Source organism: Pseudomonas sp. ANT_J12 (genome assembly GCF_008370045.1).
In the GTDB taxonomy this organism is placed as follows: Bacteria; Pseudomonadota; Gammaproteobacteria; order Pseudomonadales; family Pseudomonadaceae; genus Aquipseudomonas.
Window position 1 is genome coordinate 218,281 of the sequence record NZ_VOBN01000007.1, and the last position, 18,958, is coordinate 237,238.

General features: G+C 61.0%; 18 protein-coding genes and 1 riboswitch. Of the genes, 8 read left to right on the forward strand and 10 right to left on the reverse strand.

The window, feature by feature from the left end; genetic code table 11:
- Positions 1–21 precede the first annotated feature (21 nt).
- Entirely contained in the window at positions 22–426 is a 405-nt protein-coding gene (locus FQ192_RS17520) for an acyl-CoA thioesterase (protein WP_123514743.1), read from the reverse strand.
- A gap of 189 nt (positions 427–615) precedes the next feature.
- A riboswitch (S-adenosyl-L-homocysteine riboswitch) is annotated at positions 616–714 on the forward strand.
- A gap of 23 nt (positions 715–737) precedes the next feature.
- Between FQ192_RS17520 and ahcY the strand changes: the two genes are divergently transcribed.
- The 4 genes from ahcY to FQ192_RS17540 all read left to right on the forward strand — a co-directional run bounded on the left by ahcY (position 738) and on the right by FQ192_RS17540 (position 6,270).
- Positions 738–2,147, forward strand: a complete 1,410-nt coding sequence (gene ahcY, locus FQ192_RS17525) for an adenosylhomocysteinase (protein WP_133835625.1) — start codon at positions 738–740, stop codon at positions 2,145–2,147.
- Between the two features lie 184 nt (positions 2,148–2,331).
- Positions 2,332–3,177: a methylenetetrahydrofolate reductase [NAD(P)H] gene (gene metF, locus FQ192_RS17530; protein WP_123599646.1), complete on the forward strand. Its 846-nt coding sequence runs from the start codon at positions 2,332–2,334 to the stop codon at positions 3,175–3,177.
- Positions 3,178–3,345: 168 nt separating this feature from the next.
- The gene (locus FQ192_RS17535; protein WP_149659696.1) at positions 3,346–4,161 is read left to right on the forward strand and encodes an ABC transporter substrate-binding protein; all 816 of its coding nucleotides are present in this window, start codon (positions 3,346–3,348) and stop codon (positions 4,159–4,161) included.
- A 222-nt stretch (positions 4,162–4,383) separates the two neighbouring features.
- Positions 4,384–6,270 (forward strand): DEAD/DEAH box helicase, encoded by a 1,887-nt coding sequence (locus FQ192_RS17540; protein ID WP_149659697.1) that lies wholly within the window; start codon positions 4,384–4,386, stop codon positions 6,268–6,270.
- Between the two features lie 245 nt (positions 6,271–6,515).
- On the opposite strand, the gene FQ192_RS17545 is transcribed toward FQ192_RS17540, so the two are convergent.
- The 3 genes from FQ192_RS17545 to FQ192_RS17555 form a co-directional block, all read right to left on the reverse strand.
- Positions 6,516–7,109, reverse strand: a complete 594-nt coding sequence (locus tag FQ192_RS17545; protein WP_149659698.1) for a YceI family protein — start codon at positions 7,107–7,109, stop codon at positions 6,516–6,518.
- 32 nt (positions 7,110–7,141) lie between these two features.
- Positions 7,142–7,693, reverse strand: a complete 552-nt coding sequence (locus tag FQ192_RS17550; protein ID WP_149659699.1) for a cytochrome b — start codon at positions 7,691–7,693, stop codon at positions 7,142–7,144.
- A gap of 269 nt (positions 7,694–7,962) precedes the next feature.
- Entirely contained in the window at positions 7,963–9,726 is a 1,764-nt protein-coding gene (locus FQ192_RS17555; protein WP_149659700.1) for a flavin monoamine oxidase family protein, read from the reverse strand.
- A gap of 222 nt (positions 9,727–9,948) precedes the next feature.
- Here FQ192_RS17555 and FQ192_RS17560 point away from each other — a divergent pair, with 222 nt between their 5' ends.
- Both FQ192_RS17560 and FQ192_RS17565 read left to right on the forward strand, forming a co-directional pair.
- On the forward strand, positions 9,949–11,355 hold the full coding sequence (locus FQ192_RS17560; RefSeq protein ID WP_149659701.1) for an adenosylmethionine--8-amino-7-oxononanoate transaminase: 1,407 nt from the start codon (positions 9,949–9,951) through the stop codon (positions 11,353–11,355).
- Between the two features lie 91 nt (positions 11,356–11,446).
- The gene (locus FQ192_RS17565; protein WP_149659702.1) at positions 11,447–12,166 is read left to right on the forward strand and encodes a 16S rRNA (uracil(1498)-N(3))-methyltransferase; all 720 of its coding nucleotides are present in this window, start codon (positions 11,447–11,449) and stop codon (positions 12,164–12,166) included.
- 142 nt (positions 12,167–12,308) lie between these two features.
- On the opposite strand, the gene FQ192_RS17570 is transcribed toward FQ192_RS17565, so the two are convergent.
- Genes FQ192_RS17570 through FQ192_RS17580 form a run of 3 tightly spaced genes read right to left on the reverse strand, consistent with a single transcriptional unit; the run spans position 12,309 to position 14,855 of the window.
- Complete coding sequence (locus FQ192_RS17570; protein WP_149659703.1) at positions 12,309–13,211, reverse strand: transporter substrate-binding domain-containing protein; 903 nt, start codon at positions 13,209–13,211, stop codon at positions 12,309–12,311.
- Positions 13,212–13,238: 27 nt separating this feature from the next.
- Positions 13,239–13,589 (reverse strand): RidA family protein, encoded by a 351-nt coding sequence (locus tag FQ192_RS17575; protein WP_149659704.1) that lies wholly within the window; start codon positions 13,587–13,589, stop codon positions 13,239–13,241.
- A gap of 24 nt (positions 13,590–13,613) precedes the next feature.
- Positions 13,614–14,855: a D-amino acid dehydrogenase gene (locus tag FQ192_RS17580; RefSeq protein ID WP_149659705.1), complete on the reverse strand. Its 1,242-nt coding sequence runs from the start codon at positions 14,853–14,855 to the stop codon at positions 13,614–13,616.
- Between the two features lie 107 nt (positions 14,856–14,962).
- On the opposite strand from FQ192_RS17580, the gene FQ192_RS17585 reads away from it, so the two are divergent.
- A complete protein-coding gene (locus tag FQ192_RS17585) occupies positions 14,963–15,871 on the forward strand; it encodes a LysR family transcriptional regulator (RefSeq protein ID WP_149659706.1) in 909 nt (302 codons plus the stop codon).
- A gap of 165 nt (positions 15,872–16,036) precedes the next feature.
- On the opposite strand, the gene FQ192_RS17590 is transcribed toward FQ192_RS17585, so the two are convergent.
- The gene (locus tag FQ192_RS17590; protein ID WP_054044362.1) at positions 16,037–16,654 is read right to left on the reverse strand and encodes a hemolysin III family protein; all 618 of its coding nucleotides are present in this window, start codon (positions 16,652–16,654) and stop codon (positions 16,037–16,039) included.
- Between the two features lie 138 nt (positions 16,655–16,792).
- On the opposite strand from FQ192_RS17590, the gene FQ192_RS17595 reads away from it, so the two are divergent.
- Entirely contained in the window at positions 16,793–17,713 is a 921-nt protein-coding gene (locus tag FQ192_RS17595) for a LysR substrate-binding domain-containing protein (RefSeq protein ID WP_149659707.1), read from the forward strand.
- 57 nt (positions 17,714–17,770) lie between these two features.
- On the opposite strand, the gene madM is transcribed toward FQ192_RS17595, so the two are convergent.
- Both madM and madL read right to left on the reverse strand, forming a co-directional pair.
- Positions 17,771–18,535, reverse strand: coding sequence for a malonate transporter subunit MadM (gene madM / locus FQ192_RS17600; RefSeq protein WP_149659708.1), 765 nt, complete (start codon positions 18,533–18,535; stop codon positions 17,771–17,773).
- A gap of 5 nt (positions 18,536–18,540) precedes the next feature.
- Complete coding sequence (madL, locus tag FQ192_RS17605) at positions 18,541–18,933, reverse strand: malonate transporter subunit MadL (protein ID WP_149659709.1); 393 nt, start codon at positions 18,931–18,933, stop codon at positions 18,541–18,543.
- Positions 18,934–18,958: the final 25 nt, after the last annotated feature.

Genomic DNA, 18,958 nt, shown 5'->3' on the forward strand with positions numbered 1-18,958 from the left:
CGCGGAGCGTGGGAACGATCATCAATCGACGACGACGTCGTCCTTGAACTGGTCTTTGACGTAGAGGATTTCGGTGCGGCCGTGGGGCGCCGGCAGGCCGTCTTCGCCGAGGTTGACGAACACCATGCGCTCGACGGTCAGGATGCTTTTGCGGGTGATCTTGTTGCGCACTTCGCAGGTCAGGGTGATCGAGGTGCGGCCGAACTCGGTGGCGGTGATGCCCAGTTCGATGATGTCGCCCTGGCGCGAGGCGCTGACGAAGTTGATCTCGGAAATGTACTTGGTGACCACGCGCTGGTTGCCCAGCTGGACGATCGCATAGATCGCCGCTTCTTCGTCGATCCAGCGCAACAGGCTGCCGCCGAACAGCGTGCCGTTGGGGTTGAGGTCTTCGGGTTTTACCCATTTGCGGGTGTGGAAATTCATGGGGGGCTCCGGGGTTGAGGCGTTTGAGCGATAGGTTTCTGCCCCCAGCTTCAAGTTTTAAGCGACAAGCTGCAAGTAAAAGCAGATTCGCTGTTACTTGCCGCTTGTAGCTTGTCACTTGCCACTAGCCGGACAAAGAAAGCTATAATCGCCACCGTTTCAAAACGGCTACCACCGTTTTCCCGCCACCTGTCCGAGGGGCGCTGCAGCAGGTCAAACCTGTCAGGCTCGGATGGGGCGTTGCCTGGCCCTGGCCAGACACTAAACGCACAACGGCGCCCATTCGCATACATTACGAATGGAGGCTCATCATGAGCGCTGTCATCACGCCTGCAGATTTTACCGATTACAAAGTTGCCGACATGTCCCTGGCTGCCTGGGGTCGTCGCGAAACCATCATCGCCGAATCCGAAATGCCTGCCCTGATGGGTCTGCGCCGCAAGTACGCCGGTGAGCAGCCGCTCAAAGGCGCCAAGATTCTCGGCTGCATCCACATGACCATTCAGACTGCCGTGCTGATCGAAACCCTGGTTGCCCTGGGTGCCGAAGTACGCTGGTCGTCCTGCAACATTTTCTCGACTCAAGACCAGGCCGCTGCTGCTATCGCCGCTGCCGGCATCGCGGTGTATGCCTGGAAAGGCGAAACCGAAGAAGAGTACGAGTGGTGCCTGGAGCAAACCATCCTGAAAGATGGCGCGCCTTGGGATGCCAACATGATCCTCGACGACGGCGGCGACCTGACCGAGCTGCTGCACAAGAAATACCCGGCGATCCTGGACCGCGTCCACGGCGTCACCGAAGAAACCACCACTGGCGTGCACCGTCTGCTGGACATGCTGGCCAAGGGCGAGCTGAAAATCCCGGCCATCAACGTCAACGACTCGGTGACCAAGAGCAAGAACGACAACAAGTACGGCTGCCGTCACAGCCTGAACGACGCGATCAAGCGCGGCACCGACCACCTGCTGTCCGGCAAGCAAGCGCTGGTCATCGGTTACGGTGACGTGGGCAAGGGCTCGGCCCAGTCCCTGCGTCAGGAAGGCATGATCGTCAAGGTTTCCGAAGTTGACCCGATCTGCGCCATGCAAGCCTGCATGGACGGCTATGAGCTGGTTTCGCCGTTCATCGACGGCATCAACAACGGCACCGAAGCCTCCATCGACAAAGCGCTGCTGGGCAAGATCGACCTGATCGTGACCACCACCGGTAACGTCAATGTGTGCGACTCGAACATGCTCAAGGCCCTGAAGAAGCGCGCTGTTGTCTGCAACATCGGCCACTTCGACAACGAAATCGACACCGCTTTCATGCGCAAGAACTGGGCATGGGAAGAAGTGAAGCCACAGGTTCACAAGATTCACCGTACCGGCCCTGGCGCATTCGATGCCCAAAACGACGACTACCTGATCCTGCTGGCCGAAGGCCGTCTGGTTAACCTGGGTAACGCCACCGGTCACCCAAGCCGCATCATGGACGGTTCGTTCGCCAACCAGGTGCTGGCGCAGATCTTCCTGTTCGGCCAGAAGTACGCCGACCTGTCGCCAGCCCAGAAAGCCGAGCGCCTGACCGTTGAAGTACTGCCGAAGAAACTCGACGAAGAAGTGGCCCTGGAAATGGTCCGCGGTTTCGGCGGCGTCGTGACTCAACTGACCAAGACCCAGGCCGACTACATCGGCGTGACCGTCGAAGGCCCGTTCAAGCCGCACGCCTACCGGTACTGACAGCAGCTGCAAGTGGCAAGCTTCAAGCGGCAAGTAAAAGCGGTTCGTTTACTTGTGGCTTGAGGCAGGCGCTTGCTTCTTCATCGCTTTTTTGCAGCCGTGAGTTGCGGGCTTCAACTACGAGAGTCGGCGCTACGCCCTCTTGCAGCTTGCAGCTTGCAACTTGCAGCTGGAGGTCCCCTCCATGTCCCAAGACCGTCGCTACAGCTTCGAGTTCTTCCCGACCAAGACCGATGCTGGGCATGAAAAACTGCTCGCCACTGCCCGTCAGCTGGCGACGTACAACCCCGATTTCTTTTCCTGCACCTATGGCGCTGGCGGTTCGACCCGTGATCGCACCATCAACACCGTGTTGCAGCTCGAAAGTGAAGTCAAAGTCCCGGCCGCACCGCATCTGTCTTGCGTGGGCGACAGCAAGGACGACCTGCGCAGCCTGCTGACGCAATACAAGGCTGCCGGCATTACCCGTATCGTTGCCCTGCGCGGTGACCTGCCTTCGGGCATGGGCATGGCCAGCGGTGAACTGCGCCACGCCAACGACCTGGTTGAATTCATTCGTGAAGAAACCGGCGATCATTTCCACATCGAAGTCGCCGCTTACCCGGAAATGCATCCGCAAGCGCGCAATTTCGAAGACGATCTGAACAACTTCGTGCGCAAGGCCAACGCCGGCGCCGACAGTGCGATCACCCAGTACTTCTTCAACGCCGACAGCTACTTCTACTTTGTCGAGCGTGTACGGGCGATGGGCGTGAACATCCCGATCGTGCCGGGGATCATGCCGATCACCAACTACAGCAAACTCGCGCGCTTCTCCGATGCCTGCGGTGCGGAAATCCCGCGCTGGATCCGCAAGCAACTGGAAGCCTACGGCGATGACACCCAAAGCATTCAAGGCTTTGGCGAGCAAGTCATCACCGAAATGTGCGAACGCCTGCTGCAAGGTGGCGCGCCAGGGTTGCACTTCTATACGTTAAACCAGGCTGAGCCGAGTCTGGCGGTGTGGAATAACCTGAAGTTGCCGCGGTAAAACAGCTGCAAGCTTCAAGTTGAAAGCGACAAGCCAGATCAAAAGATCGCAGCCTTCGGCAGCGCCCACGCGCCTCCGAGCGCTGCGATCTTTTGCTTTCAACGCCCGAAACAGAGCTTCTGGATCCCGTTTCTGGCTCTTTACGGTTTCTCGTCGTAATCTCAAGTCATGCCATTGATCGCGCAGTTACTGACCGTGCTTCTTTTCACTTGCCTGAGCTTCGCCGCCCGGGGCGAGAAACTGCGCATTGTCACAGAGCCGTGGGCGCCGTACGTGTACGAGGAAAACGGCAAAGCCCTGGGCCTGGACTACGAAACCACCGCCATCGTCTTCAAACGCCTGGGCATCGAAGTGGAATGGCAATTCCTGCCCTGGAAGCGCTGCCTGTCGATGCTCGACACCGGCCAGGCCGACGGTGCGCTGGACATTTTCCACAGCGACGAACGCGACGCCACCCTGCTCTACCCCAGCGAACCGCTCTCGGAAGTCGAGTTCGTGATGTTCTACGCCAACGAACGACCTCATCCGTTTCGCACCCTTGAAGAACTCAAAGGCCTGACCATCGGCACCTCGCCGGGTTATCTCTACAGCGAGGACTTCAGCGGTTCGACATTGTTTACCCGGGAGCCGGCGCCGACCCACGAAGCCAACTTCGGCAAGCTGCTGCGCGGGCGCATCGACCTGTTGATCACTGACCGCCGGGTCGGCCAGCATTTGCTGGATGAGCTGAACATTCGCGATCAGATCAGCGAAAACCCGACGATCATCAGCCACCAGAGCCAATTCCTGGCGGTCCGACGCAATGCCGGCATGGATTTGCTGGTGCAACGTTTCGGCGCCGAACTCAAGCGCTTCAAGCGTGAGCCCGCCTACGCCGAGCTGAGCGCCCGTTATGGCGCCGGCCCGGCCCCCGATCTGCAAGCGCCAGGCATCACCGCCGCCCGTGGAAAAACCGTTGAGCAGCAGGAAAGCGGCGCGCAGTGAATGCTCTGTTATACTCCGGCCTTCCCGCCAGGCTCACGCCCGGACGCTCGGAATCGTTCAAGGCATCTCGACCCCGCTACAGCGCAGCTTTTCAGCCCGCGCGAGCGCTCCAGACGAGCCTTCGAAACCCAGCAGGACCGGACGGGATTGCGTCCTCTTAAACGCCATTCGCGCCAGGCAAGACTCCCATTGGGCCAAGCCCTAACTAAAACAGGATTACTCATGTCCTTTGCTTCCCTCGGTCTCTCCGAGGCTTTAGTCCGTGCCATCGAGGCAGCGGGCTATACCGAGCCTACTCCGGTGCAACAGCGGGCTATCCCCGCCGTGTTGCAAGGTCGCGACCTGATGGTTGCGGCGCAGACAGGTACTGGTAAAACCGGCGGCTTCGCCCTTCCGATCCTGGAGCGGTTGTTCCCCAACGGTCACCCGGACAAATCCCAGCGTCACGGCCCGCGCCAACCGCGCGTCCTGGTCCTGACCCCTACCCGCGAACTCGCGGCTCAGGTCCATGAAAGCTTCAAGGTCTATGCCCGTGACCTGAAGTTCGTCAGCGCCTGCATCTTCGGCGGCGTCGGCATGAACCCACAGGTTCAGGCCATGTCCCGCGGTGTTGACGTGCTGGTGGCCTGCCCTGGCCGCCTGCTCGACCTCGCCGGTCAAGGCAGCGTCGATCTGTCCCACGTGGAAATCCTCGTGCTGGACGAAGCCGACCGCATGCTCGACATGGGCTTTGTCCATGACGTGAAAAAGGTCCTTGCCCGTCTGCCGAGCAAACGCCAGAACCTGCTGTTCTCGGCGACCTTCTCCAAAGACATCACCGACCTCGCCGGCAAACTGCTGCACAACCCGGAACGCATCGAAGTCACGCCGCCGAACACCACGGTCGAGCGTATCGAACAGCGTGTGTTCCGCCTGGCCGCGAGCCACAAGCGCTCCTTGCTGGCGCATTTGATTACCGCCGGCGCCTGGGAACAGGTTCTGGTCTTCACCCGCACCAAGCACGGCGCCAACCGCCTGGCCGAGTACCTGGACAAACACGGCCTGAGCGCCGTCGCGATCCACGGTAACAAGAGCCAGAACGCGCGCACCAAAGCCCTGGCCGACTTCAAGGCCGGTGAAGTGCGCATCCTGGTTGCCACCGACATCGCCGCTCGCGGCCTCGACATCGACCAGTTGCCCCACGTGGTCAACTTCGAACTGCCGAACGTCGACGAAGACTATGTGCACCGTATCGGCCGTACGGGCCGGGCCGGTCGTTCGGGCGAGGCGATCTCGCTGGTCGCCCCGGACGAAGAGAAGCTGCTGAAAAGCATCGAGCGCATGACCAAGCAGAAGATTGCCGACGGCAACCTGATGGGCTTCGACTCCAGCGCTGTAGAAGCCGAGAAGCCAGAAGTCCGCGAGCGTCCGGATGTGCGTAACCCGCGCAACCCACGTGGCCCGCGCGGCGACGGTCCGAACGGCACTGGCGGTGGCGGCGGTCGTAAAGACAAAGGCAAGGACAAGGGCGGCAAGGAAAAACCTGCCGCTACTGGCCGTGGCGATCGCCCTGCCCGTGAGCACAAACCACGCGAAGGCACCCCGGCCCGCGAACAACAGCGTCCGGCGCCACGCGCTGCGGCGGCTGATCGCGCGCCGGACGAGTTCCTGGACGATGACGTGGATAACTTCGGTAACCGCGTTGACTACGTGCCGCAAGCCAAACCGGCCCAGGGCCGTGGTCGTCGCCCGGGTGCTCCGGCACAAGGCGCGGCAGCGGGCGCAGGTGCTGGTGCTCCGCGCACCGGCGGCAAGCCTCAGGGTCGCCAAAGCGGTCCGCGCAGCAGCGACGGCGCCACCACCGGCACCCCGCCAGCCAAGCGCAGCGGCCCACGCAACGGCGCGCCACGTGACGGTCAGGCCCGTCGCGAAGAGTCCCGCAACCGCCGCCCGGCCCGCACCGACGACCAGCCTCGTTCGGAACCGGCCGTGCAGAACCCGCGTGGCCCGGCACCGAAGATCATCCATAAAGAGTCGAAAACCGATCGGTTCCCGACGCCTGAGCAACTGGATCAACTGCCAGGCCGCCCACGCGGCGAAAAACCAGCATTGCTGACTCGCAATCGCTGATTTAACGCAGTAACCAAAAATGCCCCGGATCGCGAGATTCGGGGCATTTTTTATGCACACCAACCCCTGTAGGAGCGAGGCTTGCCCGCGAAGGCGCCATCCGCGACACAACAGAAACCGAGTTGCCCCCGTTCGCGGGCAAGCCTCGCTCCTACAGGGTTTTGTCGTCCATGCAATTTGTGTTCGGCCATAAAAAAACGCCCCCGATCGCGAGATCGGGGGCGTTTTTGTTGAAGCGGCGAAGGTTACTTCGCTTTCACACCTTCAAACGTGACGTACAGATCAACCGCGTCGGACTGCGGACCCAGGTCCATCATCTTGCCGAAATCAGAGCGCTTGATGCTGGTGGTGCCTTCGAAGCCTGCACGGTAGCCGCCCCATGGATCCTTGCCTTCACCCAGGAAAGTGGCCTTGACTACAACTGGTTTGGTGACACCAGCAATAGTCAGGTTGCCCGCCACGTCGGCAGTGACTTTACCGTCGGCGTTTTTGCCGGTGGTTTTAACGCCGGTGGACACGAACGTAGCTTTAGGGAAATCAGCTACTTTCAGGAAGTCTTTGCTGGAGATGTGCTTGTCGCGCTCAGCGTTGTTAGTGAAAACGCTGGCGGTGTTCACGTTGAACTCGATCTTGCTGTCTTCTGGCTTGGCAGCGTCGAAGCTGAACTTGCCGTCGATATCCTTGAAGGTACCGGTGATGTAGCTGTAACCCAAGTGGCTGATCTTGAAGTCAACGAAGGCGTGCTGGCCTTCCTTGTCGACGGTGTAGTCAGCAGCCATCACGTTAGCGGACAGCAGCGCGGAACCGATTGCCAGAGCGGCGAGAGTCTTTTTCAACATGCTTTATTTCCTTTTGGAGTCGAGGTTGAATTTCAGGCTTTGCGACCCAGCATTCGCTTGAGGGTCACATCACGGTCGATAAAGTGGTGCTTCAATGCTGCCAACGCATGGAGACCGGAAAAAATTACCAGCGCCCACGCCAGGTACAGATGAATCGCACCTGCGGTATCTGCCTGGTCCGGTAGTCCGGACACCAGTGCAGGCACTTCAAACCAATCAAACACCGGGATCCCGACGCCTTCTGCGGTGGAAATCAGGTAACCGGCAATCATCACAGCAAACAGGCAGAGATACAGAAAGGCATGCCCGAATTTCGCACCCAGGCGCGTCATGCGGCTGTAGCTGGTCAAGGTCGGTGGCGGTGGGCTGATAAGGCGCCACACCACGCGAAACACCATCAACGCCAGCAAGATCAGACCGATGCTCTTGTGGATATCCGGCCCTGCCTTGCGCCAGGGATCGTAATAACCGAGACCGACCATCCACAGACCCAACGCGAACATTGCGAACACCGCCAGCGCTACGCCCCAGTGCATGAAGATGCTGACCCAGCCGTAGCGAGCAGTAGAGTTTCGTAGTTGCATTGCCAAGTCCCTGTAAGTGCTGGCCCAAGACTATCGAGTTATCTATCGATTTAAAGCGGAAAATTTCGCTTTGAAATATCGAGAAATACGATCAAGAGTCTCTTAGGGATGCGTTAAGGAAAGATTAAAGACGCCAATCTCTGAAAAACCAGGTAGTCCAGGCCAAGAACACCTGCGCCATCCGGTTTATTCGAATCGTGAGGGCCCTTTTCTTCAGGCGTAAAAAAAGCGCGGCATCACTGCCGCGCTTTCTTTTTCAACCCAAAGCCTTACTGCGCTTTGGTATCGGTCGCTGCCGGTGTCGTTGCAGCAGGCTTCTTGGCCGCTGGTTTCTTCGCCGGTTCAGCTTTCTTGGCCGGAGCCTTTTTAGCATCGGTTTTCGCTGCCGGCTTCTTCGCCGCAGGCTTGGCCGCTTTCTTCGCAGGCTCGGCCTTGGCCGGTGCCGCTGGCTTCGGTGCTTCCACTGGCGCCGGGGCCGGGGTTGGCACTGGAGCAGGGGCCGGAGCTGGCGGGGTCACTGGTTCTGGGGCCTTGACCGGTTCTGGCTTCTTGTCGTCATCCGAACCGCCGAACAGGTTGGTGAAGAAGTTACCTTTCTTCGCCGCCACTGCGCCGGCCGCTGCTGCGGTCGCTGCCGGCACAACTTTCACCGGTTCAAACGACTTGCCCGCCGCCAGGTCTTCAACCTGACTGGCCGCACGCTGGCCAGTGCGCAAAGCACCTTCCAGGGTGCCCGGGTACAAGGTGTCGGTGTGTTCGCCGGCAAAGGCTACACGTTGCAGCGGACGCTCCCACAGGCGCCAGTACTTGCTGATCTGGCCCGGACCGAAGGCCAGGTAAGCGCCGCCCATCGACGGGTCGGTGCTGTAGCGGCGGATTTCATAACCGGTGAACGAACCGCGCGCCTGTGGATAAAACGCGTGCAGGCGAATCAGCACCTGATCGACCATCTGCTTGTCGCCGAAAGCCTGCATCACCCGCGCATTGTCGCCGGACAGGTTGATCACCACGTTGGCGCCACCCTTGAGCGCCGGCTCTACCCACAACATACCGAGGCCGGCGTTGCTGTAGATCTCGCCGGACATGCGCGCCTTGCTTTCCCAGACCGGGGTCTTGAACTTCAGCATGATCTGGTCGCGCCAACCGTAGTTGGTGCCCTTGATCGCGCCCATGTGCTGGGCATCCAGCGACGGGGTCATGATGATCTTGCTCAGGGCGCGCAATGGCACGGCGACCACCACGTAGTCAGCCTGATAGCCAACACTGCCGACCTTGACGGTCACGCCGTCCTTGTCCTGGGTGATGGCCGAGACTGGCGAGTTGGTCTTGATGGTCTTCAGTTGTTTGACGAAGGCCTGGGCCAGCACCGGGCTACCGCCGATCAGGCGCGAAGCGCGCAGGTCACGGTCGGAAACGCCTTGGTACACCCGGCTCTGTTGTGCGAAATACAGCAGCGACAGGCGCGAAGGTTCGTCGTAACGGGTACGAATCTGCTGGTTCACCAACTGACGGGCAGTCGCTGGCAGGGTCAGACGATCGAGCCAGTTGGCCACGTTGATCTGGTCCAGGGCGAACAGCGTGCTGTTGGCTGCCGGGTTTTGCGGGTCGGTGATCGAGCGCGCCAGGTCATCCAGGGTCTTTTCGTAGCGCTTGAGCGCTTCGGCGGTGGCCGGTTGCTTGGTTGCCAGGTCGGCGGCGGTGAAGTACTCGCCGTCGATCAGGTAGCCCGGCGTACGCACGAATTCAGGCGCCGGCGTGGTGCCGAGCTTGAAGGTCGACACATATTTGTTCAGCACCGGTTGGGCCTTGTCGCTGCCGATCCACTCGCTGGTGGCCATGCCGGAGCGACCGCCCAGGCTTGGCTTGGCTTCCAGCACGGTGACCTGCCAGCCTTTGTTTTGCAGCTCGTAGGCCGCGGTGAGGCCCGAAAGCCCGCCGCCGATCACGATTGCCGTTTTATCCTTGGCCAGCGCCGAAACGCTGAACAGCCCCAACATCACCAGCGCACAGGCGCGCAGCCAACCAGCAGACATTCAGCGAACTCCGGAAATCAGGTAGGAAAAAGCAGTTTTGCGAGTCAGACGACTCAAAGAACCGCGAAGAATACGTCAGCCATCAAAACGCCGCCAGCGACGTCTATTACCCCATACAAAGTAGCTCAATCGACACAATGGGTTGTCCCGGCGCGATGCATTGCATAGGCTTGCGCGATTGTTTGCCCGCGCCTGCCGCGGACCGCCTCGAGGAGACTGTAAATGGGCCTGAATAATCAGTGGATGCAACGGGACCTGGCCGTGTTGTGGCACCCCTGCACCCAGATGAAAGACCACGAACAGCTGCCGCTGATCCCGATCAAGCGCGGTGAAGGCATCTGGCTGGAAGACTTCGAAGGCAAGCGCTACCTCGACGCCGTCAGTTCCTGGTGGGTCAACGTGTTCGGCCACGCCAACCCGCGAATCAATCAGCGCATCAAGGACCAGGTCGATCAACTGGAACACGTGATCCTTGCTGGTTTCAGCCATCAGCCGGTGATCGAGCTGTCCGAACGCCTGGTGAAGATGACCCCGGAAGGCCTGACCCGGTGCTTCTACGCCGATAACGGTTCGTCCTGCATCGAAGTCGCGCTGAAAATGAGCTTTCACTACTGGCTCAACCGCGGCCAGCCGAACAAGAAGCGCTTCGTCACCCTGACCAACGGCTACCACGGCGAAACCATGGCGGCGATGGCGGTGGGCGACGTGCCGCTGTTCACCGAAACCTATAAAGCCCTGCTGATGGACACCATCAAGGTGCCGAGCCCGGATTGCTACCTGCGCCCGGAAGGCATGAGCTGGGAAGAACACTCGCGCAACATGTTCGTCGCCATGGAACAGACCCTGGCCGAGAACCATGACACCGTCGCCGCCGTGATCCTTGAGCCGTTGATTCAAGGCGCGGGCGGCATGCGCATGTACCACCCGGTTTACCTCAAGCTGCTGCGCGAAGCCTGCGACCGTTATGGCGTGCACCTGATCCACGACGAAATCGCCGTCGGCTTCGGCCGCACCGGGACGATGTTCGCCTGTGAACAGGCCGGCATCCGCCCGGACTTCCTGTGCCTGTCCAAGGCCCTGACCGGCGGCTACCTGCCACTGGCGGCGGTGCTGACCACCGACGACGTCTACAGCGCCTTCTACGACGACTACCCGACCCTGCGCGCCTTCCTGCATTCCCACAGCTACACCGGCAACCCGCTGGCGTGCGCAGCGGCACTGGCGACGCTGGATATCTTCGAAGAAGACAACGTCATCGAGAACAACAAGGCCCTGGCCCAGCGCATGGCCACCTCCACCGCGCACCTGGTCGATCACCCGAACGTGGCGGAAGTACGCCAGACCGGGATGGTCCTGGCCATCGAGATGGTCAAGGACAAGGCGACCAAGGAAGCCTACCCGTGGCAAGAGCGCCGTGGCTTGAAAGTGTTCAAGCACGCCTTGGAGCGCGGTGCTTTACTTCGCCCGTTGGGCAGCGTGGTGTATTTCCTGCCGCCGTACGTGATTACCCCGGAGCAGATTGATTTCCTCGCGGAGGTGGCCAGTGAAGGGATCGATATTGCGACCCGCAATAGCGTCAGCGTGTCGGTGCCGGAAGACTTTCACCCCGGCTTCCGTGATCCGGGCTAACAGGCACTGCATAACCCTTGTGGCAAGCCCCCTCGCCACAAAGAGTCAGCAGCCACTAAAGCGATTCCGAGCCAATTTTTAGAGACCCAAGATGAGACTGTCCCGCTTCTTTATCGACGCCCCCCTGAGCACCGGCGAGCACGAGTTGCCCGAGGCCCAGGCCCATTACATCAGCCGCGTGCTGCGCATGGCCGAGGGTGATGCGGTGCAATTGTTCGACGGCTCGGGCCACGAGTTTCGGGGTTCGCTGGTGGAAGTCGGCAAGAAACGCGTGGTGGTGCAGCTCGATGAAAGCTTCATCGGGCAAGTGGAGTCGCCGTTGTCGATCCACCTCGGCCAGGGCCTGTCCCGTGGCGAGCGCATGGATTGGGCGATCCAGAAAGCCACCGAACTGGGCGTGACCGAAATCACCCCGATCTTCACCGACCGCTGCGAAGTCCGCCTCAAGGACGAACGCGCCGACAAACGCCTGCTGCATTGGCGCCAGGTGGCGATCAGCGCTTGCGAGCAGTGCGGGCGCTCACGGGTGCCGGTGATTCATCCGCCGCTGCTGTTGGCGGATTGGTTGAAGCAGACCGAGGCGGAATTGAAGCTGGTGCTGCATCCGGTGGCGCAGCCGCTGGTGAGTCATGCCAAGCCTGCGACCCTGGCGTTTCTGATCGGCCCTGAAGGGGGGTTGTCGGAGGCGGAAGTGGATCAGGCCAAAGGGGCGGGTTTTCATGCGGCTCGACTGGGGCCGCGGGTGTTGCGCACCGAGACGGCGCCAGTGGTGGCGTTGGCGGTGGCTCAGCAATTGTGGGGTGACTTCTAAAAAGATCGCAGCCTTTGATCGTTCCCACGCTCTGCGTGGGAATGCCTCTTCGGACGCTCTGCGTTCGGCTCTGGATGGGACGCGGAGCGTCCCGGGCTGCATTCCCACGCGGAGCGTGGGAACGATCAGGATCAGGAGGCGGTTATTGCACCGGCTCACTCACCGGTTTGGCGATGATCGCTTTCAGCTCGCTGGTCATCGGAAACTCCAGGTTCAAGCCCTTGGGCGGGATCGGCTGCTGGAACCAGCGGTTGTAGATGCCGTTGATTTCCCCTGAGCTGTACAGGTCGGCGAGTGTCGAGTTCACCAACTCGAGAAATTGCGGATCGCCCTTGCGCACCATGCAGCTGTAGATTTCCCGCGATTGTTCCTCACCCACCACGACCCAGTTATGCGGATCGCGAGCCTTGGCCCGTTCGCCGTAGAGCAGCGCATCGTCCATGTAAAACGCCGCCGCCCTGCCCGACTGCAACATCTGGAACGCTTCGCCGTGGTCCTTGGCGCTGATCACGAACATGTCGATTTTGTGATCGACGTTGTAGCTCTTCAGAAACCGCTCATTGGTGGTCCCCGCGGTGGTCACGACATTCTTGCCACGCAGGTCGGCGAAGCTTTTGATCCCGCTGTCCTTGGCCGTGAGCAACTGCCCTTTCACATAGATAAACCCGTAGGAAAACGCCACTTGCTGCAGGCGCTCTACCGTCACCCCGGTGGAGCCGCACTCAAGGTCGACCGTGCCGTTCTGCACCAGCGGAATGCGGGTTTGCGAGGTCACCAGGTTGTACTTCACCTGCAAGTTCGGCTGATCGAGTTTTTGCTTGATGCGCTCGACAATCTTGCCCGCCAGGTCCACCGAGTAACCCATCGGCTGCCCCGAGTGATCACCCACGTAGGAGAACGGCACCGACGCATCGCGATAGCCCAGGGTGATGCTCTTGGCATTCGCGACCTTGTTCAGCGTGCCCGTCAGCGGCGCTTCCGTGGCCTGGACCTGACTGCCAAGCAGCAGACCAAGGGTGCAGCCGATCAACGTGATTTTTTGCATTGTTATTCTCCGTTGTGGGTGGGGCGATTAGCGGCGGGCGGCGATCACGGTGATTTCCACCAGTACTTCGGGACGGGCCAGTTGCGCCTGCAAGGTGGTGCGGGTCGGCGCCTTGCCCAGCGACAGCCATTGCGACCAGATCTCGTTCATGGCAGCGAAATCGCGGCCAATGTCGCTTAGGTAAATAGTCGCGCTGAGCAGGTGATCCTTGTCGCTGCCGGCCTCGGCCAGCAGCGCATCGATTTTCGCCAGCACCTCGGCGGTCTGGCCGCTGACGTCGCGGCTCTCGCCCGGCACCTGGCCCGAGAGAAACACCAGTTCGCCAAAGGTCAGGGCGGCGGAGAGGCGGCTGTTGCTGTTGATACGGTTGATGCTCATCGGTTCTTCCTTTTCAAGCTCAAGTCAGGCGACGCGAGGCGCGAGGCCGTGCATTTCAATCGAAGGTGCGCGCTGCGTCAGCAAATCCCTGAGCAGTCGCGCGCTGCCGCAGGCCAAGGTGAAACCCAGCGCGCCATGGCCGAGATTGAGCCAAAGGTTGCGGTACGCCGTGGCGCCAATCAGCGGCACGCCGCTGGGGGTCGCCGGGCGCATGCCGGCCCATTCGATGGCGGCGTCGTAGTCGCCGGCATGGGGCAAGGTGTCCTGGGCCTGGCGTTTGATCAGCGCCAGGCGCTTGGGATCGAGCGCCGGGTCGAAGCCGACAATATCGACCATCGCCGCCACCCGCAGTTGAGCACCGATGCGGGCGTAAACGATCTTGCGGTTGTAATCGGTGATGCTCAGGTCCGGCGCCCGATGTTCGGCGCGAATCGGTGCGGTCAGGCTATAGCCCTTGAGCGGGTACAGCGGCAGGTTCATACCGGGCAACGCCAGCGCCGGGCTGCGATGCCCGGCCGCGATCACCAGTTGCTCGACCGGCAACACCTGCGCGCCCATTTCGATGGCCTGCACCGCGCCGTCCGTGTGGCGAATGCCGGTGACCGTTTGCCCGAGCAAAAACTCGCAACGCCCCGACGCCTTGAGCCGGGCCACCAGTTGCTGGCAGAACCCGTGGCAGTCGGCGACTTCTTCATCCGGGGTGTAAATCGCGCCCACGAACGGCGCCTCGGCGAGCGCCGGTTCCAGTTGGGCGCATTCGGCCCGGGACAACACCTGCTGCTGTTGTGGATCAGCCAGACCGTGGCGCGCATGCTCGAAACTCGCGGCTTCACGAAACGTCACCAGTTTGCCGTTGCGCCGCCAGTCGAAGCCGTCGAGACGATCTTCCTCGCGCCAGCCTTGCAACGTCGTCTGGCTGAGCAGCGCCAGGCGCAGCAGATGCGCGCTGTTGCGCTGGTTCACCGAGCTGCGGCAGGCCGCCAGAAAGGACGCCATCCAGCGCCATTGCGCCGGGTCCAGGCGCGGGCGCAGCTTCAGGGGTGAGTCACCGCGCAGCATCCAGCCAAGCGCCTGCAGCGGTACGCCGGCGTCGGCCAGCGGTGCGACGTAGCGGTAGGACAACTGGCCGCCGTTGGCGAAACTGGTTTCGCTGGCCAGCGAGTCCCGGGCCTCGACCAGCGTCACGTCGATGCCGTCGCGCACCAGTGCGTAAGCCGTTGTCAGCCCGATGACGCCGCCGCCGATGATGCAAACCCGCTGAGCCATGTCTGTCCTTAACCGTTGTTGAAACAGGCTTCAGGTTAGGACCAGGTGACAGCCGTTGAACAATGCATAAAGATGGCTGACCCATAAACAAAGGTTATGGACTCGCCATGCGCCTGCGTCACATCGAGATTTTCCAAGCCATTCGCCAGACCGGTTCGGTCAGTGGCGCCGCCCAGTTGCTGCACGTCTCGCAGCCGGCGGTGAGCAAAGTACTGCAACACGCCGAGCAGCAACTGGGCTTTGCGTTATTCCTGCGGGTGCGCGGTAAATTGCAGGCCACGCCCGAAGCGCTGGAGCTTGAGCGTGAGGTCGATAAGGTCACCGAAAGCCTGCAAGGTTTGCGACGCCTGGCCCAGAGCCTGCGCCGCGAGCCGGGCCACAGTGTGCGGATCGGCGCGATCCCGGCGTTAGCGCTGTCGCTGCTGCCACCGGCGATCAACGAATGGACACAACGTTACCCGGACATCGTCTGCGAACTGTCCAGCGCCCACAGCCGTGAGTTGATGCAGAACCTGTTGATGCGCGAAGTGGACGTCGCCCTGACGTTGCAGCCGCCGGATCATCCGGGGCTGAAGGCCCAAGCCCTGGCCAGCGGGATGCTGGTGGCGTTGGCGCCGCTGGGTTATTGGCCCGCTGACAGCCACGGCCAGCCGTTGCCATTGCTCGAACTGGCCGGCGCGCCGCTGATCGGCCTGTCCAGCGCCGACCCATTGGCCGCCCGGCTCGACAGCTACCTGGAAGCGGTCGATCCGCCGCCGCGAGTGCGCATTGCCGTGCAAACTTATTCACTGGCCCGGGCGATGGTGGAATCCGGGGCCGGGCTGGCGGTCATCGACCCGTTCACCGCCCTCGGCGCCTCCCCCGCCGCCACGGCGATTCGTCCCCTGGCACCGGCGCTGCCGATCACCTTGTACGCCGTGACCCGCGCCGACGAACCGCCGCCGCATACCTTGAGCGACCTGTTGCAGGTCTTCAGCCGCAGGGCGCAGGCGCAACTGGATCGATTGATTCTGTAATGTGTGCCTGCTCGCGAAAGCGTCAGCAATTGTGGGGGGACTTCTAGGGCCCCATCACCCGTAGGAGCGAGGCTTGCCCGCGAAAGCGTCGGTACATTCAACATTTATGCTGACTGACACGCCGCCGTCGCGGGCAAGCCTCGCTCCTACAGGACGCATTATCGTTTAGAGCACGTAAAACAGAATCGCCACAAAGTGCAGCAGGCTCCCGGCGATCACGAACAGATGCCAGATCCCGTGGGCATGGCGCAGGCGATGGTCGAGGGCAAAAAAGATAATGCCCACGGTGTACAACACCCCACCCGACGCCAGCCAGGCAAAACCGGTCGAGCCCAGCGCCGCAAGCAGCGGCTTGACCGCCACCAGCACGATCCAGCCCATCACCGCGTAGATCACGATCGACAGAATCCGCGCCTCCGAGCGCGGCTTGATCTCTTGCAGGATGCCGATCAGCGCCAATCCCCAGACAATGCCGAACAACGTCCAGCCCCACGGCCCACGCAGGGTCACCAGGCAAAACGGCGTGTAGCTGCCGGCGATCAGCAAATAGATCGAAAAGTGATCAACCTTCTGCATGATCTCTTTCTTGCGCCCGCGCACGCTGTGGTACACGGTCGACGCGCTGTAGAGCACCATCAAGGTGAAACCGTAAATCGCCACGCTGACAATCTTCCACGGACTGCCGTCCATGCTGGCGATCACCAGCATCCACACCACCCCGACCGTCGCCGCCACCGCCCCGACCAAATGCGTCCAGGCGTTCAATCTTTCCCCGTGATACATGAATCGCTTTCCTCAAATTTCGTTACAACATGGCGCAAGGCTCAGCCCTTGAGACTAAAAGCGCAATGTTTCAGGACACATATCCCCGTATTCCCAACATGCGTGCACAATCGAGCCATTCGAATAAGAGTGCGGCCCATGCTGATCGACGAAGAGTTGACCCTGAAAAAACTCGAGGTGTTCCTGGCCTTCATGCGCACCGGCAACCTGGCCCGGGCCGCTGCCGAGTTGCAGACCAGCAACGTCAGCGTGCACCGCGCCATCCACTCTCTGGAAAGCGCACTGCGCTGTCCGTTGTTCAAGCACGAAGGCCGTAACCTGACGCCGCTGGAAAGCGCTTATGTGCTGGAAGAACGGGCGCAGAAGCTAATTCAGGACGTGGTCGAAAGCGTGCGCCTGACCCGCGAAGCGGCCGGGTTCTCGGCGGAACGCTTCAAACTCGGTTCGCTGTATTCGCTGACGGTGAAGACCGTGCCGCAGCTGATCATGGGCCTGAAAATCCGCCGCAGTGAACTCAACATCGACTTGATCCTCGGCTCGAATATTGACCTGCTCTACAAGCTGAAAAACATGGAAGTCGACGCGATCCTGGTGTCCCTGGACGACAGCGTCAACGACCCGGACTGCGAGCAGATTCAACTGTTCTCCGACGACATCTTCCTCGCCACCCCGGCCGATTCGAAGTTTGCCCAACGGGCGGAAGTCGACCTGGCGGAAGTGCGCGACGAAACCTTCATCACCCTGACCCAGGGCTTCGCCACGCACCAGGACGGGATCCGGGTGTTCAAGCAGGCGGGTTTCGAGCCGAAAGTGGCGATGCAGGTCAACGACATCTTCACCCTGCTGAGCATGGTCAGCTCGGGAGTGGGTTATGCGTTGCTGCCGGGGCGGATTGCGGCGGTGTATGAGAACCGGGTGAAGCTGATCCCGTTGCAGGAAAAGTACCGGTTGCAGCAGCACATTGGCGTGGTGTTCCTGAAGGCCAAGGAGCGCGATCCGAACTTGCTGGCGTTGCTGGCGGAGTGTCGGATGTATGCCAATCGCAATACCTCCACCTGATCGTTCCCACGCTGGGCGTGAGAACGATCATTAGCGGTCAAGACACCCGCGAAGGCGTCAGCCCATTAACCCACGCATGATCAGAAACAGCAGCGACGGCCCGAGCAAACAACCCAGCGCGGTATAGAACGCTGCGGTCAGGCAACCATAAGGCACCAGCTTCGGATCCGTGGCGGCCAACCCGCCCGCCACTCCGCTGGACGTGCCCATCAAGCCGCCGAAAATCACCGCACTGCGTGGATTGTTCAGACCAATCAACGGCGCCACGAACGGCGTCATTACCATCACCAAAATGGCTTTGATCAACCCGGCTGCAATCGACAGCGCCATGACCTCGGAGCTGGCGCCGATGGCGGCCCCGGTTACCGGACCGACGATATACGTCACGGCCCCGGCCCCAATGGTGGTAAGGCTCACCGCATCGGTGTAGCCGAAAGCCATGGCCACCGCGACCCCCGCAATGAACGAGGTCCCGACACCCACGAACAAGGCCAGCACGCCGACGAATCCGGCACGCTTGAGCTCATCGACACTGACGCCGAACGCGGTGGCCACGATGGCAAAATCGCGCAACATCGCACCGCCCAACAGACCGATCCCGGACAGCAGCGGGATGTCCACCACGCCCTTCTGGCCACCGGTCAGTGCACCGCCGACATACGACAACAACAGGCCAAGCAAAATGGCGATGGCCGAGCCGTGCAAGCGGCCTTTGGTGAACGTATTGGAAATCCAGTAGGACACCCACATGGTCACGCCGACAATCGCAAAGCCACTGATCAAGCCGTAGCCGGTAATCACCTTCATCATCGATTCGTACATGGCGCTCACCCGACAGTCTTAGGAGGAATGATCGGGGCCGGTTCTTTGTTGCCAATACGAACCAGGACCGGAACCAGGGCAAACGCGATGGTGACTGCAGCCACGCCAGCCAGAATCGCCATCGGCCCGCCCTTGAGCGCGCCGTACACGTTTTGCTGTGCGGCCATGGCGACGACAATCGGGATATAAATCGCACTCCAGAACTCTACGCCTTGCTCGGTCTTGCCTTTGAGCCAGCCGGTTTTGTAGAGGTAGCTGCCGAGGCCGATCAACAGCAACATCGCAATGCCGACACCACCGACGTTGGCGGGGATGCCTATCAGCTTGCCAAGCAACTCGCCGATAAAAATACCCGTCAGGGTACAAAAGGCGAGAAACGCCACACCGTAAATAATCATTGTTGTAGTCCTCAAAATGCATTTT